The sequence below is a fragment of the Stenotrophomonas sp. Ker107b genome (assembly GCF_053847245.1).
Map to the genome: position 1 here is coordinate 259,321 of NZ_JBSPHX010000001.1, position 25,730 is coordinate 285,050.

23 protein-coding genes are annotated in these 25,730 nt (G+C 66.1%); 13 read left to right on the forward strand and 10 right to left on the reverse strand.

The features are described 5' to 3' along the window. Positions 1–66 precede the first annotated feature (66 nt). The 5 genes from ACWV8V_RS01385 to ACWV8V_RS01405 all read left to right on the forward strand — a co-directional run bounded on the left by ACWV8V_RS01385 (position 67) and on the right by ACWV8V_RS01405 (position 4,543). Entirely contained in the window at positions 67–360 is a 294-nt protein-coding gene (locus ACWV8V_RS01385) for a hypothetical protein (RefSeq protein WP_455898743.1), read from the forward strand. Positions 361–595: 235 nt separating this feature from the next. Next, positions 596–1,498 (forward strand): hydroxypyruvate isomerase family protein, encoded by a 903-nt coding sequence (locus tag ACWV8V_RS01390; RefSeq protein WP_259261314.1) that lies wholly within the window; start codon positions 596–598, stop codon positions 1,496–1,498. Between the two features lie 26 nt (positions 1,499–1,524). Further along, entirely contained in the window at positions 1,525–3,210 is a 1,686-nt protein-coding gene (locus ACWV8V_RS01395) for a GMC oxidoreductase (protein WP_455898744.1), read from the forward strand. Continuing rightward, positions 3,210–3,785 carry a gluconate 2-dehydrogenase subunit 3 family protein gene (locus ACWV8V_RS01400; protein WP_455898745.1) on the forward strand — a complete coding sequence of 192 codons (576 nt, stop codon included), beginning with the start codon at positions 3,210–3,212 and terminating at the stop codon, positions 3,783–3,785. Before ACWV8V_RS01395 ends, ACWV8V_RS01400 begins: the two co-directional genes overlap by 1 nt. A 14-nt stretch (positions 3,786–3,799) precedes the next feature. Continuing rightward, positions 3,800–4,543, forward strand: coding sequence for a 3-keto-disaccharide hydrolase (locus ACWV8V_RS01405; protein WP_455898746.1), 744 nt, complete (start codon positions 3,800–3,802; stop codon positions 4,541–4,543). Positions 4,544–4,550: 7 nt separating this feature from the next. Here ACWV8V_RS01405 and ACWV8V_RS01410 read toward each other — a convergent pair whose 3' ends face one another. Genes ACWV8V_RS01410 through ACWV8V_RS01430 form a run of 5 tightly spaced genes read right to left on the reverse strand, consistent with a single transcriptional unit; the run spans position 4,551 to position 9,185 of the window. After that, entirely contained in the window at positions 4,551–4,847 is a 297-nt protein-coding gene (locus tag ACWV8V_RS01410) for a c-type cytochrome (RefSeq protein ID WP_455898747.1), read from the reverse strand. A gap of 18 nt (positions 4,848–4,865) precedes the next feature. Continuing rightward, the gene (locus ACWV8V_RS01415) at positions 4,866–5,732 is read right to left on the reverse strand and encodes a sugar phosphate isomerase/epimerase family protein (protein WP_455898748.1); all 867 of its coding nucleotides are present in this window, start codon (positions 5,730–5,732) and stop codon (positions 4,866–4,868) included. A gap of 19 nt (positions 5,733–5,751) precedes the next feature. Beyond that, positions 5,752–6,876 carry a Gfo/Idh/MocA family protein gene (locus tag ACWV8V_RS01420; RefSeq protein ID WP_455898749.1) on the reverse strand — a complete coding sequence of 375 codons (1,125 nt, stop codon included), beginning with the start codon at positions 6,874–6,876 and terminating at the stop codon, positions 5,752–5,754. Between the two features lie 12 nt (positions 6,877–6,888). Then, complete coding sequence (locus ACWV8V_RS01425) at positions 6,889–8,106, reverse strand: nucleoside permease (protein WP_455898750.1); 1,218 nt, start codon at positions 8,104–8,106, stop codon at positions 6,889–6,891. Between the two features lie 26 nt (positions 8,107–8,132). Then, complete coding sequence (locus ACWV8V_RS01430; RefSeq protein ID WP_455898751.1) at positions 8,133–9,185, reverse strand: sugar phosphate isomerase/epimerase family protein; 1,053 nt, start codon at positions 9,183–9,185, stop codon at positions 8,133–8,135. A gap of 95 nt (positions 9,186–9,280) precedes the next feature. On the opposite strand from ACWV8V_RS01430, the gene ACWV8V_RS01435 reads away from it, so the two are divergent. After that, positions 9,281–10,288 (forward strand): LacI family DNA-binding transcriptional regulator, encoded by a 1,008-nt coding sequence (locus ACWV8V_RS01435; RefSeq protein ID WP_455898752.1) that lies wholly within the window; start codon positions 9,281–9,283, stop codon positions 10,286–10,288. A 117-nt stretch (positions 10,289–10,405) separates the two neighbouring features. On the opposite strand, the gene ACWV8V_RS01440 is transcribed toward ACWV8V_RS01435, so the two are convergent. Both ACWV8V_RS01440 and ACWV8V_RS01445 read right to left on the reverse strand, forming a co-directional pair. Continuing rightward, complete coding sequence (locus ACWV8V_RS01440) at positions 10,406–11,641, reverse strand: MFS transporter (protein ID WP_455898753.1); 1,236 nt, start codon at positions 11,639–11,641, stop codon at positions 10,406–10,408. Between the two features lie 20 nt (positions 11,642–11,661). After that, positions 11,662–12,081: a hypothetical protein gene (locus ACWV8V_RS01445; protein WP_353087097.1), complete on the reverse strand. Its 420-nt coding sequence runs from the start codon at positions 12,079–12,081 to the stop codon at positions 11,662–11,664. Between the two features lie 520 nt (positions 12,082–12,601). On the opposite strand from ACWV8V_RS01445, the gene ACWV8V_RS01450 reads away from it, so the two are divergent. After that, positions 12,602–13,627: an AI-2E family transporter gene (locus ACWV8V_RS01450; RefSeq protein ID WP_259261325.1), complete on the forward strand. Its 1,026-nt coding sequence runs from the start codon at positions 12,602–12,604 to the stop codon at positions 13,625–13,627. A gap of 11 nt (positions 13,628–13,638) precedes the next feature. On the opposite strand, the gene ACWV8V_RS01455 is transcribed toward ACWV8V_RS01450, so the two are convergent. Both ACWV8V_RS01455 and ACWV8V_RS01460 read right to left on the reverse strand, forming a co-directional pair. Further along, positions 13,639–15,684: a TonB-dependent receptor gene (locus tag ACWV8V_RS01455; RefSeq protein WP_455898754.1), complete on the reverse strand. Its 2,046-nt coding sequence runs from the start codon at positions 15,682–15,684 to the stop codon at positions 13,639–13,641. A 169-nt stretch (positions 15,685–15,853) separates the two neighbouring features. Then, positions 15,854–17,503: a hypothetical protein gene (locus ACWV8V_RS01460; protein WP_455898755.1), complete on the reverse strand. Its 1,650-nt coding sequence runs from the start codon at positions 17,501–17,503 to the stop codon at positions 15,854–15,856. A 237-nt stretch (positions 17,504–17,740) separates the two neighbouring features. On the opposite strand from ACWV8V_RS01460, the gene ACWV8V_RS01465 reads away from it, so the two are divergent. The 6 genes from ACWV8V_RS01465 to ACWV8V_RS01490 all read left to right on the forward strand — a co-directional run bounded on the left by ACWV8V_RS01465 (position 17,741) and on the right by ACWV8V_RS01490 (position 23,201). After that, positions 17,741–18,865 (forward strand): metallophosphoesterase, encoded by a 1,125-nt coding sequence (locus ACWV8V_RS01465; protein ID WP_455898756.1) that lies wholly within the window; start codon positions 17,741–17,743, stop codon positions 18,863–18,865. A gap of 123 nt (positions 18,866–18,988) precedes the next feature. Further along, entirely contained in the window at positions 18,989–19,423 is a 435-nt protein-coding gene (locus ACWV8V_RS01470) for a pyridoxamine 5'-phosphate oxidase family protein (protein WP_455898757.1), read from the forward strand. 3 nt (positions 19,424–19,426) lie between these two features. After that, complete coding sequence (locus ACWV8V_RS01475) at positions 19,427–20,182, forward strand: DUF72 domain-containing protein (RefSeq protein ID WP_455898758.1); 756 nt, start codon at positions 19,427–19,429, stop codon at positions 20,180–20,182. Further along, positions 20,175–20,987: a DNA-formamidopyrimidine glycosylase family protein gene (locus ACWV8V_RS01480; protein ID WP_455898759.1), complete on the forward strand. Its 813-nt coding sequence runs from the start codon at positions 20,175–20,177 to the stop codon at positions 20,985–20,987. The genes ACWV8V_RS01475 and ACWV8V_RS01480 overlap by 8 nt, the downstream gene beginning before the upstream one ends. A gap of 121 nt (positions 20,988–21,108) precedes the next feature. Next, positions 21,109–21,786, forward strand: a complete 678-nt coding sequence (locus ACWV8V_RS01485) for a class I SAM-dependent methyltransferase (RefSeq protein WP_455898760.1) — start codon at positions 21,109–21,111, stop codon at positions 21,784–21,786. Positions 21,787–21,974: 188 nt separating this feature from the next. After that, a complete protein-coding gene (locus ACWV8V_RS01490) occupies positions 21,975–23,201 on the forward strand; it encodes an MFS transporter (protein ID WP_455899591.1) in 1,227 nt (408 codons plus the stop codon). A gap of 146 nt (positions 23,202–23,347) precedes the next feature. Here the strand turns inward: ACWV8V_RS01490 and ACWV8V_RS01495 are convergent, their stop codons facing one another. Continuing rightward, positions 23,348–25,549 carry a TonB-dependent siderophore receptor gene (locus ACWV8V_RS01495; protein WP_259261332.1) on the reverse strand — a complete coding sequence of 734 codons (2,202 nt, stop codon included), beginning with the start codon at positions 25,547–25,549 and terminating at the stop codon, positions 23,348–23,350. Between the last annotated feature and the right edge of the window lie 181 nt (positions 25,550–25,730).

The following is a 25,730-nucleotide window of genomic DNA, read 5'->3' on the forward strand; positions in this document are numbered from 1 at the left end:
TCTGGCGCCGGTCTTCGATCTCTGGTCGTGGCACGATGGGTCACAACTCAAGGGAGGAGTGACGGCATGCGACTGACGGACCAGGAGCTCAAGCACGTGCTCAATGTCGACTGGGGAATGCGGTTCTGGCGCTGGTTCCGCTGGGTCCTGCTGGTCATCCTGGCAGTGGCCGCGACCGGTGGTTACACCGGCCTGATGAAGCAGGCACCCAATGCGTGGCTGATCGCCGGCGCGGTCTATCTGCTGGTCGCTTGGCCGGGGCTCTGCCGCGCGTATGTCTATCGCTCGCTGCGGCGCATTATCGAGGCCGACCCGGAGGCGCGGGAGCAGCTGCGCCAGGCGATGCATCGCGGGCGATGATCGGATGCCTGCTGCGCGGCGGCGCTGTCCTCCCGCAGCCCGGTGAACGCTATTGCGTTGCACGCCGCCCTCCCATCGCACGCACGCGTCGAAAGGCATCACGCGCGTTGTGCCCCGCAGCATGCGTTTTCGTGCACCGCGTCTTGCAAAAAAATCAGTTCCTCCTCTATGGTGCAATCGATTGCATTGCAGCGGATCATCAGCGTTTGATACCGGTTGGGAGGCCGGAAGACGGATGTCCATCCATTCGATCAGACCGGCACCGGCATCGGGGCCGGGGCTCACGCGGCGCGATGCACTGCGCCTGGCGGTCGCCGCGAGCCTTGGGTTGGGTGCTGCGGGCGTGCTGCCGGTGTTTGCCGCGGCCGCGCCGCTCAAGGGCAACCTGAAGCACTCCGTCGCTCGCTGGACCTTTCCGCAGCAGTCGGTCGCGCAACTGTGCAGGACAGTGAAGGACATCGGGTTCGCCGCCATCGATCTGGTCGGCCCGGAAGACTGGCCCACGCTGAAGGCCCATGGCGTGGACAGCTCGATGTGCAACGGTGCGGAACTGGGCCTGACCAAGGGCTTTGCCGGCCGCGAGTTCCACGACCAACTGGTGGAGCGCTACACGCGGCACATCGATCTGGTCGCCGATGCCGGCTACCGCAACCTCATCTGCTTCTCCGGCAATCGCAACGGCATGGACCCCGAGGAAGGCATGGCCCATGCCGAAGCGGGGCTCAAGCGCATCCTCCGGCACGCCGAGAAACGCAACGTCGTGCTGGTGATGGAGCTGCTGAACTCCAGGGTCGATCATCCCGACTACCTGTGCGACACCTCCGCATGGGGCGTGGCGCTGTGCCAGCGGCTCGGCTCGGACCATTTCGGCCTGCTCTACGACATCTATCACATGCAGATCATGGAGGGCGACATCATCGCCACCATCGGCAGGGATCACGCCTGTTTCAAGCATTACCACACGGCGGGCGTGCCGGGCCGGCACGAGATCGGGGACCAGCAGGAACTCAATTATCCCGCCATCTGTCGCGCGATCCGCGACACCGGTTTCGACGGATATCTGGCGCAGGAATTCATGCCTGCGGCACCGGATCCCGTCGGCTCGCTGCGCGAGGCGATCCGCCTCTGCGACGTCTGAAACGATATCCACCAGGTGAGAGATCCATGGCAGACAATCATTACGACGCGATCGTCGTTGGCTCGGGAATCAGTGGCGGTTGGGCGGCCAAGGAACTGACCGAGAAGGGCCTCAAGGTGCTGATGCTGGAACGCGGGCGCAACATCGAACACGTGAAGGACTACGTCAATGCGATGAAGGAACCGTGGGACTTCCCGCACCGCAACCGGCCAACCCAGGCGATGAAGGCCGCGTTCCCGGTACTGATGCGCGACTACGCGCTGGCCGAGAACCTGCAGGGGATGTGGGCCGACGAACAGGAATCGCCCTACATCGAGACCAAACGGTTCGACTGGTTCCGCGGCTACCACGTCGGGGGGCGCTCGCTGATGTGGGGCCGGCAGAGCTATCGCTTCTCCGATCTGGATTTCGAAGCGAATCTCAAGGAGGGCATCGCTACCGACTGGCCGATCCGCTACGCCGACATCGCACCCTGGTACGACCATGTGGAGAAGTTCGCCGGCATCGCTGGCACCCGTGAAGAGCTGGACGTGCTGCCGGACGGCCAGTTCCTGCCGCCGATCCCGTTGAATATCGTCGAAAAGGACGTGGCCGCGCGGATCAGGAAGGCCTTCGGCGGCACCCGGCACATGATCCACTCGCGCACCGCCAACATCACCCAGCCGATGCCCGAGCAGGGCCGCGTCAACTGCCAGTACCGCAACAAGTGCATCCTCGGCTGTCCCTTCGGCGCGTATTTCTCGACACAGGCGGCGACGCTGCCGGCGGCGATGAAGACAGGCAACCTGACCTTGCGGCCGTTCTCGATCGTCAAGGAAGTGCTCTACGACAAGGACCGCAAGCGTGCGCGCGGCGTAGAGGTAATCGATGCCGAGACGGGGCAGACCTATGAGTACACGGCGAAGGTCATCTTCCTCAATGCGTCCTCCTTCAACTCCACCTGGCTGCTGATGAACTCGGCCACCGATGTCTGGGAGGGCGGGCTGGGCGCATCGTCGGGCGAGCTGGGCCACAACGTGATGGACCATCATTTCGGCGCGGGCGCCTCGGGCCGGGTCGATGGCTATGAGGACAAGTACTACTTCGGCCGTCGTCCCTGCGGCTTCTACATTCCCCGCTTCCGCAACGTGGCTGCGGACAAGCGCCGCTACCTGCGTGGCTTCGGCTACCAGGGCGGTGCCAGCCGCACGGGATGGTCGCGCGAGATCGCCGAGCTGAATATCGGTGCCGACCTGAAAGAGGCGCTGACCGTGCCCGGTGACTGGCGCATCGGCATGACCGGCTTCGGCGAGATGCTGCCGCACCACGACAACACGATCCGCCTGGACAGCGACCGCAAGGACAAGTGGGGACTGCCGGTGCTGGCGATGGATGTCTCCATGCGCGCCAACGAACTGGCCATGCGCAAGGACATGGCCGCCGATGCCGCCGAAATGCTCGAGGCCGCCGGCGTCAAGGACGTGGAGATGCATGACAATGACTACGCCCCGGGCAAGGGCATCCACGAAATGGGGACCGCGCGCATGGGCCGTGACCGCAGCACCTCCGTGCTGAACCAGCACAACCAGGTCTGGGATGCGCCCAACGTCTATGTGACCGACGGTGCGTGCATGACCTCCAGCGCGTGCGTGAATCCTTCATTGACCTACATGGCGCTGACGGCACGCGCTGCCGACCACGCCGTGCGCGAACTGAAAGCGGGGAATCTCTGATGGACCGCCGCGAACTGCTGAAGATGATCGTCGCCGCCACCGGTGCAGCCATGATCGGTCTGCCCGCACTCGGTCAGGCGCAGGCTCCTGCCGCAGGGGCGAAGGCGCCCTTCTCCGACGCGGATGTCGGCACGCTGGATGAGATCGCAGAGACCATCCTGCCGCGGACGAAGACGCCGGGGGCGAAAGACGCAGGCGCCGGTGCGTTCATGGCGACGTTCGTCAGCGACTGCTACACCGCCCGGCAGCAGGCGACGTTCCGCGCCGGCCTGACCGATATCGACAAACGCGCGGGCGGCCGCTTCCTTTCACTTGCGCCGCAGGCCCGCGCCGAGCTGCTGCGCGCGCTGGATACAGAGGCCAGGAAACACGCGGTCGAGGTGAGCGAGACCGGCACCGCCGAGGAGGGAGAAGCGATGCCGCATTACTTCACGATGCTCAAGCAGCTGGCCATCTTCGGTTTCTTCACTTCGAAGGTTGGCGCGACCGAGGTGCTGCAGTACGTCGCGGTGCCGGGGCGCTACGACGGCGACCTCGCCTATATCCCCGGTACACCGGCGTGGGGGACCAGCTGATGGAGCGCAACGGAATGATCACCCCTGTGCTGGTCGCCGCCGCCGTGCTGGTTGCCGCACCTGCGCTCGCGCAGGCCGGTGCCGATCCCGCGCACGATCCGGCGAAGACCGAGGTATGGACGCCCGTGCCTGCAACGGTGGCCACCCCGCCGGGAAAGGCGCCGTCCGACGCCATCGTGCTGTTCGATGGCAAGGATGTCTCGGCCTGGGAGTCGGAGCAGGGCGGACGCGTGCCCTGGCGCGTCGCCGATGGCGCGCTCACGGTGGTTCCGGGCAGCAAGGGCATCCGTACCCGGCAGCGCTTCTGCGACGTCCAGCTGCATGTCGAGTGGCGCACGCCTGTCGAAACCAAGGGCTTTGAGGGCCAGGACCGCGGCAACAGTGGCATCTTCCTGCAGGAACGCTACGAGCTGCAGGTGCTCGACAGTTACAACAATTCGACGTATGCCAACGGCCAGGCGGCCTCGCTCTACAAACAGGCCATGCCGCTGGTGAACGCCTCGCGTGCGCCGGGCGAGTGGCAGGCCTACGACATCATCTGGAAGGCACCGCGCTTCTCGCCGGGCGGCGGGCTCACGTCGCCCGCGCGCATCACTGTGCTGCACAACGGTGTGCTGGCACAGGACGACACCGTGCTGGCGGGCAGGACCGAGTACATCGGCGCGCCGTCGTACGCGCCACATGGGTGCGCGCCGATTTACCTGCAGGAACACGATTCCAAGGTCAGCTACCGCAACATCTGGGTGCGGGAGCTGTAGTGGACTCCTATTTCGCCAGGTAACTGGCGAGATTGTCGATTTCCTGTGGCGACAGCTGGGAGAAGGGCGGCATCAAGCCGCCGCCCTTGCTGATCTTTTCCTTGATCTGCGCCGGCTGCAACCGCTTGGCGACATCGGTGAGTGCGGGGAACGTCGGCGGAATGCCGGCCCGATCCGAGCCGTGGCAGGCCGTGCAGTGCACGGCATAGAGTTGTGCGCCAGCGGCCGGGTCATCCTTGGACCACGCTGTGGGGGCCAGCACCGTGCCGAACAGCGTCAGGGCCAGCGTCAGGATCTTGTTCACGTGGGGCTCCTTGGCAGGCTAGCGCAGTGCGCTGGCGGGCAGCGTGGCGGTGAGGTGTTGACGCAGGTAGTCCGCGCCCGTCTTGATGACCTTGGCCGGATCACGAGGGTGGTCGTGCTCGACGATGTACCACTGCACGCCTGCCGCCGCGGCGGCAGGCAGGATCGCGTTCCAGTCCAGCACGCCCTGGCCAACAGCGGCGAAGCCGCCCTCGTCTTCGGCCTGGCCTCTGGGTGCGTTGTCCTTGGCGTGTACCGCGAACACGTGGCCACGGAATTTGCCCAGCATCACCACCGGGTCATGGCCCGCACGGGCTACCCAGGCCAGGTCCAGCTCGGTCTGCAGGTCGGGGCCGGCCGCAGCGAACAGCAGCTCCAGGCCGGTTTTGCCGTTGAAGTCGACCAGCTCGAAGTCATGGTTGTGGTAAGCCAATCGCATCCCCTGGGTGTTTGCCTGCGCCGCGATCCGGCCCAGTTCCTGGCCCAGTGCGGTCCAGCCTGCGGCATCGGTCGGCCGATCCTTCTTGTCCAGGTACGGAACCACCAGGGTGGTGTTTCCGATCGAGCGGTTGAAGGCCACCACCCCGTCCAGGTCGCTGCGCAGATCGGCCAGTTGCACGTGGGAGGAAATGGCCTTGATCGAATAGCGGTCCAGCAGGTGCTTGAGTTCGGCTGCGCTGACATTCTGGGTACCGACTGTCTCCACCGCGCCGACGCCCGCGTCATGCACGATCTTCAACTGCTGGTCGAGCGTGCCGGCGTCGCGCAGCGTGTACATCTGCACTGCGATGGGCTGCTGTGGACCGGCCGGGGCGCCTGCGAAGGCAGGCAGGGCAACGAGCAGCAGCAGTGCGAGGGTGGTGGTCCTGCGCGTAGCGATGTTCATCAACACATCCTCCCGGAATTCAACCGATGGTGGTCCAGGCACGGGACCTGGCCGATGCAATCACGCGGTCGACGATCAACGCCGAACGCAGGCCGTCCTCGAAGGTGGGCAGGCCCTGTGGCCGCTCGCCGTCGATGGCGTGATAGGTGTCCGCGACGAACGCCTCGAAGCAGTGGCCGTAGCCCTGCGCATGGCCGGGCGGCAACACCGACAGCCGGCGTTGTTCGGCACTGCCGGCACTTGGCCCACGCACGAAGGTTTCCTCGCGCTGGTCGGGTCGGCCGATCCACAGCCGTTCGGCGTCCTCCTGGTTGAACGCCACGCTGGCCCGGGTGCCGTCGATCTCGAACCAGAGGCGATTGTGGCGTCCGGCCGAGACCTGGCTGACCGTCAATGACGCCAGCGTGCCTGCGCCGGTCTTGAACATCGCCGCGGCCACGTCCTCGCTGGATACGGCCTGCATCGCGCCGCCCGCCGTCGGCGTGGTGAAGCTCTGGCCGGTGAGAGCGCCGCGCTCGGCCAGCACGGTGGCGAATGCCGCACTGACGTCGACGAAGCGCTCGCCACTGACCCATTCCACCAGGTCGCACCAGTGCGAGCCGATGTCGGCGAACACGCGCGACGCGCCGCCCAGCGCCGGGTCCACGCGCCAGTTGTTGCTGGCCGGGTCCAGCAGCCAGTCCTGCAGGTAGCTGCCGTGGATCAGGTGCAGCGGCCCCAGTTCGCCCTGCGCGATGCGGGCGCGCGCCTCGCGCACCACCGGGTGGTAGCGGTAGACGAACGGCACCGTGGCGACCAGCCCGGTCGAGGCGGCCAATGCGGCCAGCGCTTGGGCGTCCTCCAGCGTGGTGGCCAGCGGTTTCTCGCAGATCACGTGCTTGCCCGCTTCCAGCGCCGCCTGCGCCATGGCGCGGTGCAGATGGTTGGGCGTGCAGACGTGCACCACGTGGACCTGCGGATCGGTGACCGCCTCTTCGATGTCACGATAGGCGCGCGGGACATTCCATGCCTGCGCCACGTCGCGTGCGCGATGCGGTGACGAGGCGGCCACGCCCCGGATCTCCGCACCGGCCAGCAGCGCCGCGCGATGGTGTACGGCGCCGATCATGCCGGTGCCGACGATGGCAATTCCAAGCTTGGGCATCGGGTGCGGTCCTCAGGGGGTGGAAGGGGCGGCCGCAACCACCGGCCGGTCGCGGAACAGCAGCAGGAAGGCGATCAGCACGACCAGCGCGACGCCCGCCGGGAACAGCCAGATCTGCTGCCAGTCCGGGCCAGCTGCGGTGGTGTAGTGCTCCACCACCGCGCCGGACAGGAACGTGCCAATCAGCATGCCCACGCCATACGTGGCCAGGGTGATGAAGCCCTGCGCGCTGCTGCGCGCGGCCGGGCCGGCATGCGCATCGGTGTAGATCTGGCCGGTGACGAAGAAGAAGTCGTAGCAGATGCCGTGCAGCACGATGCCGATCACCAGCAGGGAGAAGCCCCCGCCCGCATCGCCAAAGGCGAACATGGCGTAGCGCACCACCCATGCGGCCATGCCGACGGCGAGCATCGTCTTGACCCCCAGCCGCACGAACAGGAACGGCATGGCCAGCATCAGCAGGACTTCGGACACCTGGCCCAGCGATTGCAGGCCGGCCGCGCCGCGCACGCCCAGATCGTTGAGGTACGGGTTGGTGAAGTTGTAGTAGAACGCCAGCGGGATGCAGATGGCGATGGACGCCAGGAAGAACACCAGGTAGGAGCGCGACTTCAGCAGCCGCAGCGAATCCAGCCCCAGGATCTGTCCCAGGCCGGCGTCGCGCTGTTGCGCCAGCGGCGGCGTGTGGGGCAGGGTGAATGCATACAGGCCCAGCGCCAGCGACGCCATCGCCGCCATCTGGAAGGTCAGCTCGAGCCGATGCGCCTGTTCCCAGCCCAGCCAGCCGATCAGCACGCCGGCCACGATCCAGCCGATGCTGCCGGCCACCCGCACCAGCGGAAACTGCTTTTCCGGCGACTGCATGTGCCGCATCGCCACGCTGTTGGCCAGCGCCAGCGTTGGCATGAACAGCAGCATGTACCCCATGACATAGACGGAGAAGGTGCTGAAGTCTGTCGCCGTGGACGCCAGCCACATCAGCGCCGCGCCAGCGAGGTGGAGTACCGCAAGGATGCGCTGCGCCGCGAAGTAGCGATCCGCGATCAGGCCGACCAGGAAGGGAGCGACGATGGCGCCGATCGATTGGCTGAGGAACGCCGTCGCGACCTGGCTTGCGCTGGCCTGCAACGGCCCCTGCACCAGATAGGTCCCCAGGGTGACGAACCATGCCCCCCAGATGAAGAACTGCAGAAACATCATCGCGCCCAAGCGCGACATGGTGTGCGTCATGGTTTGCCCTCCCAGGCAGTGATGGCTCAGATCCCCAGCATGCGGCGCAGTGATCCAGGATCGGTGCCGCTGTCGGCAAAGTCGTCGAAGGCGCGCTCGGTCACGCGGATGATGTGGTCGCGGATAAACGCGGCGCCTTCGCGCGCGCCGTCTTCCGGGTGTTTCAGGCAGCACTCCCACTCCAGCACTGCCCAGCCGGGGAAGTCGTACTGCGCGAATTTCGAGAAGATCGCCTTGAAGTCGATCTGCCCATCGCCGAGCGAGCGGAACCGGCCCGGACGATCGATCCAGTCCTGGTAACCGCCATACACGCCACTGCGCGCGCTGGCGTGATACTCCGCGTCCTTGACGTGGAAGATGCCGATGCGCGCGTGGTAGCGGTCGATGAAACCCAGGTAGTCCATCTGCTGCAGCAGCAGATGGCTCGGGTCGTACAGGATCTTTGCGCGGGGGTGATGGTCCACCACATCGAGGAAGCGCTCGAACGTCGCGCCGTCATGCAGGTCCTCGCCCGGATGGATCTCGAAACACAGATCCACGCCGCAGGTGTCGAACGCATCCAGGATGGGGCGCCAGCGGCGGCCGAGTTCGGCGAAGGCTTCGTCCACCAACCCCGGCGGTCGTTGCGGCCAGGGATAGAAGTAGGGCCAGGCCAGCGCGCCGGAGAACGTGGCGTGCGCGGTCAGCCCCAGGCGCTGGCTGGCCTTGGCGGCCAGCAGCAGCTGCTCCACCGCCCAGGCCTGGCGGGCCGCGGAATCACCGCGTTTGTCCGGTGGCGCGAATCCGTCGAACAGACTGTCATAGGCCGGATGGACCGCAACGAGCTGCCCCTGCAGGTGGGTGGACAGCTCGGTGATCTGCAGGCCATGCCCGGCCAGCATGCCGGCGACGTCGTCGCAGTAGGCCTGGCTGCGCGCCGCCTCGGCCAGATCGAACAGGTGGGGCGCGCTGGTCGGCACTTGTACGCCAGAATAGCCCAGCCCCGCGGCCCAGCCGGCCAGCGTGTCCAGCCGATCAAAAGGAGGTGTGTCGCCGATGAACTGCGCCAGGAACAGCGCTGGACCCTTGAGCGTTTTCAAGAGGATTCGCCCTCGATGCAATCGATTGCATTATCCTAGCAGGGGCATTCGAAAGACCCGTTGTGCACTGCACAGCGGAAGGAAGAGGTAACGCCATGGCCACCATCTACGACATTGCAAAGCACGTCGGCGTCTCGGCCGGCACGGTGTCGCGGGCGCTGTCCCGGCCGGAGAAAGTGCTGCCGGCCACGCGCGCGCGCATCGAGCAGGCGGCCGCCGCGCTGGGCTATGTCCCCAACACGGTTGCCCGGACACTCAAGACCCAGCGCAGCGGCAAGATCCTGGTCACCGTGCCGGACATCGCCAACCCGTTCTTCGCCCAGATCCTGCAGGGCGCGGAGGACGCGGCGCAGGCCGTTGGTTACGCCGTCCTGCTGGGCGATACCCAGAACCTGCCCGAGCGCGAGGAACGCTACGCGCAGATGCTCCGGCGCAACGAGGCTGACGGCCTGATCGTGCTGGGGCATCGCCTCCCGCCTACGGCACGTGACATCGTCCAGCAGCAGGGCATTGCCGCGCCGGTGGTCAACGGTTGCGAATTCGATCCCGCGCTGGGCATCCCCAGCGTCCACATCGACAACGCGGCCGCCGCGCGCGCCGTGATGGAACACCTGTACGGGCTGGGGCACGAGCGGATCGCCGTGGTCGGTGGGCCGCGCGACAATCCTCTGCACCAGCAACGACTGGAAGGCGTCCGGACCGCTGCCAAGGCGCGTGGCCGCCTGCGCCAGTTGAGCGTCGTGCCGGGCGACTTCACCATCGAATCCGGGCACGCGGCCGGGATGTCGCTGTTGGCGCGCGCGCCAACAGCGACGGCGGTGTTCTGTTTCAGCGACCAGATGGCGCTGGGCGTCCTGGCGGCCTGCCGGGATCTGGGCATCCGGGTGCCGGGTGATCTGTCCGTCGTCGGCTTCGACGACCTGGCATCGTCGTGTTACCTCACGCCTCCGCTGACGACCATCAGGCAACCGATGCGGGAGATCGGTGCCCGCGCGGTCAACCTGCTGCTCGCCATCATCGAACGTGTTGATGTGCCGCTTCAGCAGACGCTGGATTTCAGTTTGATGCTGCGGGGCTCGACTGCCTCGCCCGGGCGGAGGTGAGGGCAGTCCGGTGCCTGGCACCCCGCCGCGCCGGTTGGCCGAAGCGGCGGGGCAACGTGTCCATCCGCGGTGCCGGTGTCACCGCAGCCTCAGCAGCCATGCACCCAATCGATTCCATTACGCAGGTGCGTCTGCAACGGGCTCCTTGCAGACGAAGTACGCGTAGTAGGCAATGACGCATGCCATCGCTGAGATTATCACGACCGAAGCATAGCTCCAGCGGATGGAAGCATGGGCGCCGGCTCCGCCGACCAGGCCATACATGACGAGTATGAGAGCGCTGGAGACCGCGTTGGCTGCAGTCTGTACACGCCCTTGCATCCCCTTCTCGGTAAGCCGCTGCGCGGCGGTCGTCACCACCGACCAAGCGGACAGGCAGGTGCCGATCACAAAGTAGAGGAAGAATGCCTTCCAGAACGAACTGGTCAGGGCAAAGATCGCAAAAGAGAGGGCCATTACAAGCGTCGCGGCCACCAGCGCAGGACCATAACCCCACCGCGTGGCGGCAGCCGGGAGGACGAACGCCCCTATCACGGCACCTGCCGACAGCGACGCTTCGATTGCACCAAACTGGCCTGAACTGAGGTCCAGCACCACCTTGGCGAACGGCGCAAGCAGGATGCTTGTCGTCATCAGAGTGACGTAAACAAGCATCTGTATGCTGTACAGCAGTACCAGCCTATGCTCTCCCAGCAGGTAGCGGACGCCGTCACGGGTGTCCTGCCAGTAGCTGCCCTTGCTGGTTGGATCGCAGCGGAACTCCAGGTGTTCCTTGCGCACGAACAGCATGCAAAAAAATGCCGCTGCGAAAAGGCCCGCGGTTATCAGCAGCACCGTCGCCGGTGAAGCGACCATCATGAGTGCTCCGCTGATCGGCATGCCGACGATGAAACCAACCTCGAATGCGATGTCAACCGTGGAATTGGCATGCAGCAGCCTGCTGTCGTCGACCAGCTCACGGACCATGGCCAGCAGGGCTGGTGTGTACAGGGCAGCACAGGAACCCATCACGAACGCCAGAGCCATCAGCGCAGCAACGCCCGGGTGCCTGATGTAGAGTGCAGCGGCAGCAACAAGGGCAACCACGCGCAGGATCTTCGTCGCCATGACGATGTGACGTCTGTCCACCCGGTCGACCAGCAGGCCGATTGCGGGGGCAAGAAGCAGGGAGGGCAGCCAGAAACAGACCATCAGTCCCGCCAGTGCGGATACGGATGCGTGTTGGTTTACGACCGTCCACGACATGGTAAGCAGCACCATGCCAGCGCCGATGTTCGCCAACAGGCAGCTGACTATGACCCAGCGCAAGGCGGGGATACCCAGAAGCGCCATCCGCGCGGTCAAGTGGTTCATTCGTTGCTCCTGCATGGCGTTCAAGAAGGGGTGTGGGCAACATCCAGGACGAAGCCGTCGAGGATCCGTTGCATGCGCTCCTGGACCTCGGCAGACGTCCGTCCTTCGACCTGCACGTAGCCGGCGCAGAATCCGGACGATCGCTTCGGTTGAATGCAATCGCCGATCGCAACGTTCATCTGGCAGCTGAGCACGCCGGGATAGGCCATGAGTTCCCGTGCTGTCGACAACCGGGTCACAACGCCAGCAACCGCCGGCAGCAGAAGATCGCCAACAGCCCTGTCACGCGTGTAAACCAGTTCGGGGTGCCGCCCTACATAGGTATCCATGATCGCGTGCAGAAGATCAAAGCCATACGCGTGGCCATGATTGAGTGGCACTTCGCAGCCGCTCAACCGTGCGGCGATCTCGCTCATGAAGAACCGGCCGTCGTCAGTCATGAAGAGATCAGATGGCCGCGATGGCGGCGGCGATTACAGCGAAGGTGGGATCTTCAGGCGTGCCATCGGCTTGATTGAGCGCTGGATGGCGTTCTGCCGTTGTGCCAAATGTGGTCTCGTTGCGAGACGGTCAATCGGATGGCGTGAAGTGTGCATGGTCGACATCGTGGAGATTCCATCAGGCATCGATACAGCTCCTTGCTTGCTTGTCGAAACACTAACATGGTGACCTGCGCCGGGGCCAAGATGGTGGTCTCATTTCTGATCGCTGAAGCGTATTGAAAGACGTACTCCAGCGCCTTGAAGAGATAGCACGCAGCATCATCTGCGCCGTTGAATGTGGGCGAGGCGCCGGGGATTCTGCAGCCGAAGTGGCCTGCTTAATGTGCTCGCTGCAGACAGCCATCGAGCTCGGGCCGACGCTGCGCGATGGCGGCGAGCTGAACCCGTTCGCCTGGGCCTGTGCAGTTTCTTGATGGCGCTGGGCAGTACCATGGACCACCCGTCAGGATGCGCCCGCATGTCCATAGTGATCCCCGCGTTGCCCAAGCCGCCCACCGCCCGCATCGCCGCCTGGGTGCTGATGCTGCTGGGCATGTGGCTGACCTTGAAACTCGGGCTGGTGGTAACCCTGCTGTCGGGCCTGCTGGTGTTCCACCTGACCCACCTGCTGGCCTCCACCGTCGAAGGCAAGCTGCCGCCGGGGCGCGCACGGGCCTATTCGGTGATCGTGCTGTCGGCGTTGATCATCGGGGCGCTGACCCTGGCGGCGATCGGCATCGCCTCGTTCTTCCGCAACGAGACCGGTGGACCGGATGCGCTGCTGATGCGCCTGATGGACATCCTCAACACGTCCCGCCACCAGGTACCGGACCTGCTGCAGCCCTATATCCCGGAAGACCTGCAGGCGCTGCGCACGGCCATGAACGACTGGGCGGCGACGCACCGCCAGCAGCTCGGCATCGCCGGCACCTCGGCCGTGCAGATCAGCGTGCGGATCCTGATCGGCATGGTGCTGGGGGCGATGATCGCGCTCTACGACGAGTTGCCCTTGCCCAAGATGGGGCCGCTGGCACAGGAGCTGATCGGCCGCACCAGCCGCATGGCCACGGCCTTCCGGCAGGTCGTGTTCGCACAGGTGAAGATCTCCCTGCTCAATACGCTGTTCACCGCCATCTTCCTGCTCGGGGTGCTGCCGCTGTTCGGTGTGCATCTGCCGCTGGCGAAAACCCTCGTACTGATCACCTTCCTCGCCGGCCTGCTGCCGGTAGTGGGCAACATCATCTCCAATACCGTCATCACCATCGTCGCGTTGTCGGTGTCGTTCTACGTGGCCGTGGTCGCGCTGCTGTACCTGGTGGTCATCCACAAGCTGGAGTATTTCCTCAATGCGCGCATCGTCGGCGGCGAGATCCAGGCACGTGCGTGGGAACTGCTGCTGGCGATGCTGGTGATGGAAGCCGCGTTCGGGCTGCCGGGACTGGTTGCGGCCCCGGTGTTCTACGCTTATATCAAGCGCGAACTGCTGGATCAGCGCTGGATCTGAGGGCAGGGCCCCTAGAGCTTCAGGTTCAACGATACATACGCCGAGCGCCCCGGTGCGGGCGAGAACATCGGCTGGTCATCGCCGCCCCAGAAGAAGTTGTCGTACCACGCATACGCGTAGTCGCGGCCGGTCAGGTTCTTCACCTGCACGTCCACGCTCAGCCGCTCGGACAGCTGATACGACGCGCTGGCATCGAGCACCGCGAAGGCGCCGAACTTGCCCTGCGTGTTGCGCTCTTCAATGTAATAGTCACCCTGCATCCGGCCCTGCAGGCCGAAGGTCCAGCGCTCGTTGGTGCGGTAGTCCAGGCCGATGTTGCTGATGTAGCGCGGTGTGGCGATCACCTCGTTGCCGGCCAGCGCGGTACCGTCGGTAGTGAAGGCGCTGACCACCTTGGCCTGCTGGATGGCGTGCGAGCCCCACAGCGTCCACTGGTCGCCCAGGCGCGTGGTGACCTGCAGGTCGACGCCTTCGCGACGGGTCTGGCCCAGGCCGACCGAGGTGCCGGTGGCGGGCATGTTGGCGACCTCGTCGGTTGCATCCTGGCGCCACACCGCGATGCGCGCGTCGGTGCCGACCGCCGGGGTGAACTTGATGCCTACCTCCTTGCCGGTATTGATCGAGGGCCGGAAGGTCGCCTGGCCGGCGGTGAGGTAGGCCGGTGCGGTGGAGCCGGTCAGTACCTGGAACGTCCTGCCCCAGTTGGCATAGACGTTCAAGGCCGGGGTGATCGCATAGACCACGCTCAGCTTGGGCTGCTCGATCGTGCCGTAGTGCTGCAGCGGGGCGGTGATGCCACCGGGCAGGTGGGTGCTGCCGGAGAAGCGGTCGACGCGGTAGGCAGGCACGATCTTCAGGGCAGGGGTGGGCTGATACACGGCCTGCACGTAAGCACCGAGGTTGTCCAAAGAATAGCGGTCGTCGTTCTGGATCCGCGCCGGGGTCGAGAAGTCGGTCGGGATGGCGTGGTTGTAGCGCAGCCGGCGATACGTGTTGTCCTGATGCTCGGCGTTGAGGCCGCCCTCGACTGTCAGTGCAGGCGTGGCCGCCCAGGTCAGCGTACTGAGCAGGCCGGTCTGTTTCTCATCCCACTGGCGGCGCTGGCGCGGCGCGTTGCCGGGAACGTAACGGGTGAAGGTGACCTGCCGATCGTCCTCGTAGCGGTTGTAGTACAGCTTGTTGCTGACATGCACGGTGTCGCTCAGCTGCAGGTCCAGATGGGTGCTTAGATGGCGCATGTCGCGGTCGTCGACATCGTTGGCATTCTTGAGCGCGGATCCGCGGCGGTCAGTGGCCAACTCTTCAGCCGTCATGAAGCCGGGCTCGTCCGCCTCGTGGTGGTACACGCGTGCGATCAGGCCGATGGTGAACAGATCCTCTTCGCCGCTGTAGAACCACTTGCCGCCGAGCGAGTACTTTTTCGAACGGTCATGGTCGCGGTAGCCATCGGAGGCCTGTGACGCCAGGAAGTAGTTCTGGGCAACACCGTTCGCTTCGCGACCGATCGCGACCTGCGCTTCGCGGGTGTGGTAGCTGCCGTAGGTGAGCCGCGCATCGGTGTAGTTGCCACCCTGGCGGGTGCCGAGGTTGATGTTGCCGCCAATGTTGTGCAGGCCGTAGCGGGGATCGTTGGTCCCGCGCACGACTTCGATGTAGTCGATGTCCAGCGGGAACACCATGTCGATGAAGCGCTGGTTGCCGCTGTTGACGTTGCTGGGGATGCCGTCGATCAGGATCTTGATGCCGTTGAGGTAGCCCTCGCCATTGAACGCGCGGAAGGTGGCCTTGCCGGATTCCGCGCCCTGGCGGGTTTCGGTCAGCTGCATGCCCGGCATCTGGCCGAGCAGCTCCCAGCTGTTGGACACATTCTTCTCATGCACCTGGTCGCCGCCCAGCACATCCACCGAGGTCAGCACGCGGCTGGCGGCCAAGGGGCGGTGTGAGCCTTCGCGCACGTGCACGCTGCCCAGGGTGATCGCAGCATCGCCGGATTGTGCGCGTGCTTCGCCTGCGCACAGGGTCGCCAATACGGCGGACACCATTGCCTTGGTTCTCATCGGGTCGTGCCTTTCCGGGCGTGTGGTTAAAAAGAAATAATATAACATTGCATTGGGTGCGGTCATCCGTCCTCTGACGGCCGCGCAGAGCAATGCGGGGGCCTGACGGATCCTCCCTGGCCAGGCTGCGGAAAAGGCCTGCGCTTCAGCAGGCCACAATCGTGGTGTGTCAGTGCGGCGCGGCGCCGCTCAGCGTGCTCGCGTTCTGGAACACCCATTGGCGTGACATGGTCTCCCAACGGTAATGCCGCAGCTTCAGCGCGGCGATCGGCTGCGCCGTAGCGATCTCAAGCCGTAGCGGCAGGCGATCCTGCTCCCAGCTCAGCGGTCGCTCGCGGCCTTCCCGCGTGCCAGTGCCGGCGGTGCGTCCGGCCATCTGCGTTGCGGCAGCGATCGGGCGGCCGGCCGCGTCCACCGGTACGGCTGTCGTCCAGACACCGCGGGTCTGTGCGGGCGGCGGGAGGTCCTGCAACACGGTGACGCGTTGGGGCGAGGTCCAGACGATCCGCGCCTGGGGATTGCGCTGCGACGATTGCCCTTGGGCAAGTGACTCACTGCCGTCCCACTGGTAAGTCTCCACATCGACCGTCGCCCGCAGGCTGTCGAGTGCCTCCAGTTGCGCCGCGCGCGTATCCAGCGGCAGCCGCAGTGGAAACGCCAGGTCGCTTTCGCCGATCTGGTAGCTCTCCATCAGCATCCAAAGGTGTGGCACCGGGACCGCCCGCAAGTGGGGAAGCGCACGACCGGCATGGTCGAGCAGTTCAACCTCGCGCATCCGCGCGGAGACCACCAGGGGTGGTGCGGTGGGGGTGTTGCCGGAGATGTCACGCGCGGCGCGCATCTCACCTCCCAGGCGGAGCAGAGGGCGCGATGTGCGGGCATCAGGCCTGAGACCGAACAGCAGGCTCTTCTCGATGCGAGGCAGCGCGGCCGCATCGAGCATCCAGGGCTCCAGCGTGCCATCTTCCTGCGAATCGACGACGTAATCTGCCGGATCGCGCGATGGAGCAGAGAAGGGAGGGCGCCGCAGCGCCTCATCGGTGGCGTCATGCGCCGACGCGCCGTCCTCATCCGAGAGCACGTCCGGCGTGGCGATCTCGGCAAGGTTCGCCAGGTGCATACGGTGCGTGGTGGCCGGCGTGCCGTTCTTGCCGGCGGCCACGTGGAATTCGAAGCGCGCTTCCAACGGCATGCCGTCGGCACGGCGCAATGCCTGGCGGCCGCTGCCGCGCAAGGTGTCGCCCTCCACGGTGGTGTCCAGCACCACGGCATCGGCGGTCACCGCACGGACCTGCATGCGCCACACGATCGCGCCCAGACCCTGCGTGGCATCGTGCTGCACGAGGTGCTGGCCCACCGTAAGCGCCGCGGGCAGACGCCGGGGGCGCAGGCCGAGCGCCTGCTCCGACGAGGTCAGCACCTGCGCCAGGTAGGGCTGACGGGCAGTGAGTGCCTGCCATGCCTGTGGCGCCAGTGAACGCACCTCGGTGACACGGCCCTGGTCGTCCAGATGCATGTCGATGCCGGCGGCCATGACCTCGAGCAGCGCCTGCGCATCGGGCGTATCCGGATCCAGCGCCAGCGTGCTGCGGCCGACGCCACTGCCGGTCGGCGCGGACCACAGCAGGCGCGTGCGAAGACCGTGGCCGGGCGCCAGGGTCACACCGGTCAACATGCGTTTGCGCAGCGCGGGGGCCGCGCTGTCGGCCGCGCTGACCTGTTGGCTGATGAAATAGACCGCTTCGGTAGGCGGGGCAGCGGCAGCGGACGCACCGCTGAAGAAGAGAATGCCCAGCAACGGGCCGCGCAGTGACGCCATCCTTGTAGTCCTTGTCCTGGGAGTGCCGGCGTGCACCCGCAGGATCGGACAGCGTGCAGGTGCAGCGTATCGACGGCGGGTACAACGGACGACAGTTTCCCACACCCATCGGCGCGGCCGACACTGCACCCGCCGGCCTGGCGCTGCCTGAATCATCCCGAACGCCTGCACTGGAATGCGCGGCCTGAATCAGGAACGATGGCAGGGTTTGTCCCCCCACGTTTCCAGGATGTGCCTGTGCTGAGTGTGATCGGCTGTTTGCTTGCGTTGTATCTGGTGTGGCGCGTGATCTGGCCGCTGCGGCTGTCGCGTCCGGTGCGGATCGTACTGGGCCTGCTGGTGGTCGCACTGGCACTGCACCACCGGATCGTGGCCCAGTTCGCCGGGACCATGGCCTCGCCCGAGATTCCCAAAGCGGTGATCGCGGTGCTTGCGACCGGGTTCACCACGCTGCTGATCAGTGCGGTGTTCGTGCTGGTGCTGGATGCGCTGCTGCTGATCGCGCGCCTGGTCCGGGCGCGGCGCGTGCTGCCGATGCTCCGCGCGGCGTGGCTGCGCCCTGCGGCGGGCACGTTGGCGCTGCTGCTGTCCGCCTACGGCATCTGGCAGGGCATGGCGGTCCCCAAGCCGCGGCAGATCGAGGTGGCCATCGATGGGCTGCCGGCCGCGTTTGACGGCTACCGGGTGCTTCAGCTCACCGACATCCACGCCAGCCGCCTGCTCACCGGTGCCTGGGTGGAGAAGGTGGTCACCCAGAGCAATGCCCTGCATCCGGATCTGGTGGTGATCACCGGGGATCTGATCGACGGCAGCGTCAGCGCCCGCGCCAACGACTTTGCGCCGCTGGCCAGGCTGCACGCGCTCGATGGCGTCATCGCGATCACCGGCAATCATGAGTATTACGCGCAGTACGCCGAGTGGATGCAGGCCTTCCGCGGGCAGGGCATGCAGGTGCTGGAGAATACCCACACGCAGGTCCAGCGTGACGGTGCGACGTTGACCATCGCCGGTGTCACCGATCCGGTGGCCGCGCGCTACGGCCTGCCCATGCCGGACCTGAAGGCCGCACTGGCCGGGGCGGACCCGCAGGCGCCGGTGATCCTGCTCGACCATCGCCCGGTGGAGGCACGCGCGAATGCCGCCAAGGGCGTGGCGCTGCAGCTCTCCGGCCACACCCACGGCGGCCACATCGTCGGTATGGATCAGCTGGTCAAGCGCGCCAACGGCGGCTTCGTGTCCGGGCGCTACGAAGTGGATGGCATGACCTTGTATGTCAGCAACGGTGCCGGGCTGTGGCCGGGCTTCGCAGCACGTATCGGCGTGCCGTCCGAGATCACGCTGATCACGCTGCGGTCGCGCTGATGGTGTGCGGATGCGTGCCCGATGAGGATCACCTCATGTGAAATTTCCGCCAGTGGGTGTGCACGCCTCGGTCACCGGGCTGCGCGGAGGCTGGGCGCACGAGCCCTGACCTGCGGAGATGCCATGACCACCCTGACCCTGCCCGAATTGGCCAAGAAGATGGCCGGCATCGATTTCGCGATGCTGCAGACCCACACCGCCAGCGGTGAGATCGCCGGCCGGCCGATGAGCAACAACGGCGATGTCGACTACGACGGCGACAGCTACTTTTTCGCCTTCGACAGCGCCGACATGGTGGCCGAGATCGAGCGCGACCCGAAAGTGGCGCTGTCCTTCACCGGCAGCAAATCGCTGCTGGGCAAGCCGCCGCTGTTCGTGGCCGTGGAAGGCCATGCCACGCTCAGCCGCGACCGCGCGACCCTGCAGGCGCATTGGGTCCCGGACCTGGAGCGCTGGTTCAAGCAGGGCGTGGATACGCCTGGCATCGTGCTGATCCAGGTCAACGCGGCCCGCATCCACTACTGGTCGGGCGAGGACGACGGCGAGATCCGCCTGTAAGCCATGCCCGCGACGTCAGTCAGGATCGGATGCGCAGGCTGGTCGATTCCCGGCCGTCATGCCGCATTGACCGGCGAGGGTGAGAGCATGCTCGCGCGCTACGCAACGCGGTTCCCGGTGGTGGAGATCAACTCGTCCTTCTACCGTCCGCACCAGCAGCGCACGTATGAACGCTGGGCCGCGAGCGTGCCGGCCGCGTTCCGATTCTCGGTGAAGCTGCCCAAAGCCATCTCGCACGAGGCAGCGCTGCGCGGTTGCGGTCCGGCGCTGGACCGCTTCCTTGAGGAGACTGCCGGCCTGGGCCGCACGCTCGGCGGACTGCTGCTGCAGCTGCCGCCGATCCATGCCTTCGATGCGCGGGTGGCGGCCGGCTTCTTCGGCATGCTGCGCCGTCGCACCGATGTGCGCCTGGTCTGCGAGCCACGCCATACCAGCTGGTTCACGCCGCAGGCCGATGCGATGCTGCAGCGGCATGCGATCGGGCGTGTCGGCGCGGACCCTGCGCGAGTTCCCGAGGCTGCGCAGCCAGGCGGTGACGCCCGATGGCATTACTGGCGATGGCATGGCGCGCCCCGCATGTACTACAGCGCGTATGACGATGCGGCGCTGCATGCAGTGGCGAGAACGGTTGCTGTGCGGAGAGCCGGTGCGCGCTGGGTGATCTTCGACAACACTGCCCATGGGTTCGCCATCGCCAATGCGGCCCGGCTGCAGGAGATACTGAGCGGTGCCGCCCTGCAGGAGCCCGGACATGCCTGAAGGTCCCTCCATCGTCATCCTGCGTGAAGCGGCCGCCAAGTTCCGCGGCAAGACCGTGCGTCTGGCCACCGGCAACAGCTCGCTCGACCTCACCCGGATGGAGGGGCGCCGCGTGGTCGCGCTGCGCAGCTGGGGCAAGCACTTCCTGATCGAGTTCCGCGGCTTCAGCCTGCGCGTGCACATGCTGATGTTCGGCAGCTACCGCATCGATGAGCGAAAGCCGTCGCCACCGCGGGTGTCGCTGCAGTTCGACAACGGCGAGCTCAACCTCTATGCCTCGTCGGTGAAGTACATCGAAGGCGCGCTGGAGGACACCTACGACTGGCGCGGGGATGTGATGGACCCGGCCTGGGATCCCGGGCTGGCGCGCAGGAAGCTCAAGCAGCAGCCGGAAACGTTGATCTGCGACGCGCTGCTGGACCAGGATATCTTTGCCGGCGTGGGCAACATCATCAAGAACGAGGTGCTGTTCCGCACCCGCGTGCATCCCGAATCCACGGTCGGCGCGCTGCCACCGCGCAAGCTGGGCGAGATCATCAAACAGGCGCGGCAGTACAGTTTCGATTTCCTGGACTGGAAGCGGCAGTTCGTATTGCGCCAGCATTGGCTCGTGCATACCAAGCGCATCTGTCCCCACTGCGGCGGGCCGATCAGCAAGACCTACCCGGGCACTACCCGGCGGCGGGCGTTCTTCTGCCCGGTGTGCCAGGTGCGCTACGGCGCCGCGCCTGCCGGGCGCAAGGTCGCGCCGAACGCACGCAAGACCGCCCGGAGGCGTTCAGCCAGGTCCTCGCCCATGGCGTAGGATGGGGGCAACACGCACGTACGCGCGTCCTGCGCGATCGACACCTGATCGCCTTCGCTCCTTTCTCAGAGCCCTTCATGCCGCCAGCGGAATGAAGGCTCCCGTGTCCCACGGAGCGCTCATGCCGGGCTATACCACCCGCATTCTCACCATCCCGGTCGGCGGGCACGACTTCCGTATCCGCGCGCTCAGCGATCTGCAGCAGTTTTCCGATCCCACCGGACGCGCCCAGCGGGCCGGCATCCACTCGTCGTTGTGGAGCCTGTTCGGTCAGATCTGGCCGGCCGGCCGCGCGCTGGCCGATACCATGAGCCACGTCGACGTGACCGGTAAGCGGATCCTGGAGCTGGGCTGCGGGCTGGGGCTGTCCAGCCTGGTACTGGCGCATCGCGGCGCGGATGTCGTGGCGACCGACCACCATCCGCTGGCCGAATCCTTCCTCGCCTACAACGCCGGCCTCAACGACCTGCCCGCGGTGACTTACCGCGACCTGCCCTGGGAAGTCCCTGATGGTTCGCTGGGGCGATTCGACCTGATCATCGGCAGCGACATCCTCTACGAACGGGGGCATGCCCATCAGATCGCGGCGATGATGCAGCGGCATGCCAAACCGGACGCGGAGCTGCTGATCACCGATCCCGGCCGCGGCAACGTGGGCTCGTTCTCGCGTGGCATGGCCCTGCAGGGCTTTGATGTGACCGAGGAACTGGGATTGTTCGAGGATGAAGGCAATGCGCCGGGCAACGGCCGTCTGCTGAGTTACCGGCGCGGTGATGTTCGGCCGGCGGCCGTGGCGTGAGCACTCTGCTGTGACGCGGCGTGCAGATCGACTGGCGTAGGCTGTCGCCGTCCAGATGCGGCCCAGGCGGCCGGGAGTTCCTCGATGCGATCTCGTCCCCTGCCGCGCCGCGAAGGCCTGCGTGTTTTCAGGATGCACGCTTGAGTACGGCTGCCACCGCGCCCACAGCGCGCCCGCAGACGCGCTCGATGATCATCGCCGGCCTCTCCACCGTGGTGGAGTGGTACGACTTCACCCTTTACCTGTATCTGGCCACGGTGCTGTCGCGCGTGTTCTTCGGCGGCGGCGAGAATGCGCTGCTGGCCACCCTGGCCGGGTTTGCGGTGTCGTATCTGATGCGGCCCTTGGGTGCGCTGGTGTTCGGCCATCTCGGCGACCGCTTCGGTCGACGCTACATGCTGCTGGCCTCAATGTTGCTGATGACCGTGGCGATGCTTGCCACCGCGCTGCTGCCCACCTTCGAGAGCATCGGTGCCGCTGCCGGTGCGCTGCTGTTGCTGCTGCGCTGCCTGATGGCGTTCTCGGTGGGCGGCGAGTACACCGGCGTGGTCGCATATCTGCTGGAAACCGCACCCGTGCGCAGGCGCGGGCTGGTGACCTCATTGGCGTCGGCCGCGAGCGAAGTGGGGGCCCTGCTGGCGGTGGCATTGTCGGCGCTGACCGTCGCGCTGCTGAGCACGGCGCAGCTGGATGGCTGGGGCTGGCGGATTCCGTTCTTCGTCGGGGCGGCGCTGGCCGGTGCGATCCTGCTGGCACGTTCGACCATGCACGAATCGCCGGAGTTCGAGCGGCAACAGGCCGAGGGCACCGTGCCGACGTCGCCGATCCGCGATAGCTGGCGGCACCACAAGCCCGCGATTGCGCGCACGTTTGCGATCTCCGCACTGGGCTCGATCACCTATTACGTTGGAATCACCTACGTGCCCGCGTTCCTCGGTTCGGTGGGGCAGGTGAGTGAATCGGAGGCGTTGTGGCTGTCCACGGTTGCGGCGGTGGCGGTGATCGTGGTGACGCCGCTGGCGGGCGCGTTGTCCGACCGGGTCGGGCGTCGACCGGTGTTGATCGCGCTGGCCGCGCTGTCGGTGCTGCTGCCGTTGACGATGTTCTCGGTGATGGCCGGTGGCAGTACCGTGGCGATCGGTCTGGCGGCGGTGGTGCTGGCGTGTCTGGCCGGTGGGGTGAGTGCGGTGGCGGCCCCGGCCACGGCCGAGCAGTTCCCCGGCGAAGGGCGCCTCAGCGGGCTGGCACTGGGCGTCACCATGGCCACGGCGTTCTTCGGTGGCGCGACGCCGTTGCTGGCCGAACTGCTGGTGCGGCATACCGGCTGGTCGTCGGCCCCCGGGGCGATGATCGCCGTGGTGGCGGTAGTGGTGCTGCCGGTGATGTGGACGCTGCGCGAGACGCGACCCCGGTAGTGCCGGCCGCTGGCCGGCTCCACGCAATGCCGGGTCTTCGAGGAGCCGGCCAGCGGCCGGCACTACCGGTATACGGTGGGTTGCACAAAACAGAACAGGCCGCCCGAAGGCGACCCGTTCGTTCAACACAGCGATGTCGTCGGGCCTCAGTACTTCCAGCGCAGGCTCACCGCAACAAAGCGCGGCTCGCCGTAGTTGTTGTAGTCCAGGTTGGCCCAGTAGGTCTTGTCCAGCGCGTTGCGCACGCTCAAGGTCGCCGTCCAGCTGTCGCTGATGCGGTAGTTGGCATTGAACTGCACCAGCGCATACGCCGGCTGGTTCACCGTCACCGTGCCGCCGAGCGGATAGGGGATGTTGTAGCCCTGCACCTTGCTCTGCCACTGCACGCCCGCACCCACGCTCAGGCGCTCCAGCGCGCCGCGCAGCCGCACCTGGGTGTTGAGCTGCAGCAGATCTTCGGCCGGGTTGGCATACAGCAGATCGGTAGCCGCGCGGGTCACCTTGACGTGGGTGAAGCCGGCATTGACGGTCCAGCCCGGCAGGATCTCGCCGTTGACGTCCACTTCCCAGCCGCGTGCCTTGGTGCCATTGATGCCGATGTAGGCCGAGCTGCCATCGCTGAGCGAGCGCTCCGGCACGCTCGTGTCGAGCACCGCGTAGTTGTCCTGCTTGGCCTCGAACACCGCGGCATTGGCGGTCAGGCGGCCGTCGAACCACTGCGACTTGATGCCCGCTTCCAGATTCGAACCTTCCACCGGCGCCAGCAGGTTTTCGTTGCGGTCCTTGAAGTTCTGCGGGTTGAAGATTTCGGTGTAGCTCGCGTACGCCGCCACCTGCGGAGTAATGTCGTATACCAGGCCTACATAGGGCGTGACTTCATCGGTCACTTTGTACGCGCCGCTGGTGCCGGTGTACGCACCGGCCGCGTTGTAGGAGCGGGACAGCGTTTCCCAGCGGCTCAGGCGCGCACCGGCGATCAGCGCCAGTGGATCGGCCAGGCGCAGGCGGGTAGCGACGTAGACGCCGCTCTGCGTGGTCTTGGCGACGCGGCGTGCGCCGGTACGTGCGTAGGTCACTTCGGAGATGTCGCCATCCCAGGCGCGGATATCCGGGATGTAGTAGCAGCGCTCGGTCCCGCAACGTGCCCAGTCGGTGGGATAGCGCAGCGCGATGGTGTTGGTCGTGCCTTCCAGATCCGCCCACTGCCCGCCCACGGTCAGGTCGTGCTCGCGGCCGAACAGGGAGAACGTGCCGCTCAGGTAGGCATCCACGTTGCGCCGGGTGTCTTCGGAATCGCCGGCGGCGGTGCGCAGGAAGATGCCCGCACCGGTGGCCGGATCCGGGTAGCCGCTGCCGTACACGCGCACGTTCTGCACGTTGCCCTGGGTGTAGGCGGTGTTGATCTTCAGCAGCCAGTTCTCGCCGAAGCGCTGTTCCAGGTTGGCGAACGCGGTGCTGGTCTCGCGCTGCCAGTAGCTCCACTTCGGCGCCACGTTGGTCGAGCGCGGCAGATGGGCGAAGTCGCCCTGGCTGTTGAAGAACGGCACGGTGCCCCAGGTCGAGCCGACCGGATTGTTGTCCTGGGTCTGGTAGCCCACGGTCAGCGTGGTGCTGTCGGTCAGGTCGCCTTCCAGCACGGCCATGCCGGCCATCTTGTTCTCGTGGTACCGGTCGTAATACAGATCACGGTCGGTGTAGGCGGCGACCACGCGGCTGCGGAAACGGCCGTCCGCGGTCAACGGCGCGGTCACGTCGGCTTCCATGCGCTGGTAGTCCCAGCTGCCGGCGCTCACCGCGAAGGAGGCATCGAATTCCTTGCCCGGGCGCTTGCGCAGCAGGTTGACCGTGGCTGATGGCACACCGGCGCCGCTCAGCAGGCCGTTGGCGCCGCGGATCACTTCGACGCGATCGTAGAAGGCGGTGTCGTATTCCTGGTTGGTCGAGCCGCTGTAGGTGGGGATGCCGTCCACCTGGAAATCGGTGATGGCGAAGCCGCGTGCGTAGTACAACGGACGCTGGGTGTCGTAGAAGGAGACGCTGACGCCGGTGACGTTGCGCATCACATCGTTGATGCTGAACAGCGATTCGTCCTGCAGGCGCTGCAGGCCGATCGAGGTAGCCGACTGCGGGGTTTCCTGCAGGCTGATCGGCAACCGCGTGGTGCTCGACGGCATCGCCCGCGCACCGACCACGCTGACTTTGTCCAGGGTCTTGGCATCGGCATTGCTGCTGGCATCTGCCGGCGCATCGGCGAAGGCCTGCGGCGCGGTCAGCATCAACACGGAAAGCAGGGCCAGGCCCAGCGGGGCACGGCGGGGGAGGCGAAGCGAAGCAGCGCAGGCGTACATGCGGGTCTCGTGATCATCTGGGGGACATGGCCGGGCCCCAAGCCCGGCGGGGTGCAAATGTAAAGCGTTCTCATTCGCTTTACAAATCCTGAACATTCAGACTTTCCAGGCCCCCAGAACGCAACCGGCCACCGCAAGGGTGGCCGGAGGGAACATCGTGGCAGGGGCTCTCAGGCCCTTG

Bases quoted from the DNA above. Each gene is read 5' to 3' on its own strand.
- ACWV8V_RS01385 (WP_455898743.1), top strand. From the start codon at position 67: ATGCGACTGACGGACCAGGAGCTCAAGCACGTGCTCAATGTCGACTGG.
- ACWV8V_RS01390 (WP_259261314.1), top strand. From the start codon at position 596: ATGTCCATCCATTCGATCAGACCGGCACCGGCATCGGGGCCGGGGCTC.
- ACWV8V_RS01395 (WP_455898744.1), top strand. From the start codon at position 1,525: ATGGCAGACAATCATTACGACGCGATCGTCGTTGGCTCGGGAATCAGT.
- ACWV8V_RS01400 (WP_455898745.1), top strand. From the start codon at position 3,210: ATGGACCGCCGCGAACTGCTGAAGATGATCGTCGCCGCCACCGGTGCA.
- ACWV8V_RS01405 (WP_455898746.1), top strand. From the start codon at position 3,800: ATGATCACCCCTGTGCTGGTCGCCGCCGCCGTGCTGGTTGCCGCACCT.
- ACWV8V_RS01415 (WP_455898748.1), bottom strand. From the start codon at position 5,732: ATGAACATCGCTACGCGCAGGACCACCACCCTCGCACTGCTGCTGCTC.
- ACWV8V_RS01420 (WP_455898749.1), bottom strand. From the start codon at position 6,876: ATGCCCAAGCTTGGAATTGCCATCGTCGGCACCGGCATGATCGGCGCC.
- ACWV8V_RS01425 (WP_455898750.1), bottom strand. From the start codon at position 8,106: ATGACGCACACCATGTCGCGCTTGGGCGCGATGATGTTTCTGCAGTTC.
- ACWV8V_RS01435 (WP_455898752.1), top strand. From the start codon at position 9,281: ATGGCCACCATCTACGACATTGCAAAGCACGTCGGCGTCTCGGCCGGC.
- ACWV8V_RS01440 (WP_455898753.1), bottom strand. From the start codon at position 11,641: ATGAACCACTTGACCGCGCGGATGGCGCTTCTGGGTATCCCCGCCTTG.
- ACWV8V_RS01445 (WP_353087097.1), bottom strand. From the start codon at position 12,081: ATGACTGACGACGGCCGGTTCTTCATGAGCGAGATCGCCGCACGGTTG.
- ACWV8V_RS01450 (WP_259261325.1), top strand. From the start codon at position 12,602: ATGTCCATAGTGATCCCCGCGTTGCCCAAGCCGCCCACCGCCCGCATC.
- ACWV8V_RS01455 (WP_455898754.1), bottom strand. From the start codon at position 15,684: ATGAGAACCAAGGCAATGGTGTCCGCCGTATTGGCGACCCTGTGCGCA.
- ACWV8V_RS01460 (WP_455898755.1), bottom strand. From the start codon at position 17,503: ATGGCGTCACTGCGCGGCCCGTTGCTGGGCATTCTCTTCTTCAGCGGT.
- ACWV8V_RS01470 (WP_455898757.1), top strand. From the start codon at position 18,989: ATGACCACCCTGACCCTGCCCGAATTGGCCAAGAAGATGGCCGGCATC.
- ACWV8V_RS01475 (WP_455898758.1), top strand. From the start codon at position 19,427: ATGCCCGCGACGTCAGTCAGGATCGGATGCGCAGGCTGGTCGATTCCC.
- ACWV8V_RS01480 (WP_455898759.1), top strand. From the start codon at position 20,175: ATGCCTGAAGGTCCCTCCATCGTCATCCTGCGTGAAGCGGCCGCCAAG.
- ACWV8V_RS01485 (WP_455898760.1), top strand. From the start codon at position 21,109: ATGCCGGGCTATACCACCCGCATTCTCACCATCCCGGTCGGCGGGCAC.
- ACWV8V_RS01490 (WP_455899591.1), top strand. From the start codon at position 21,975: ATGATCATCGCCGGCCTCTCCACCGTGGTGGAGTGGTACGACTTCACC.
- ACWV8V_RS01495 (WP_259261332.1), bottom strand. From the start codon at position 25,549: ATGTACGCCTGCGCTGCTTCGCTTCGCCTCCCCCGCCGTGCCCCGCTG.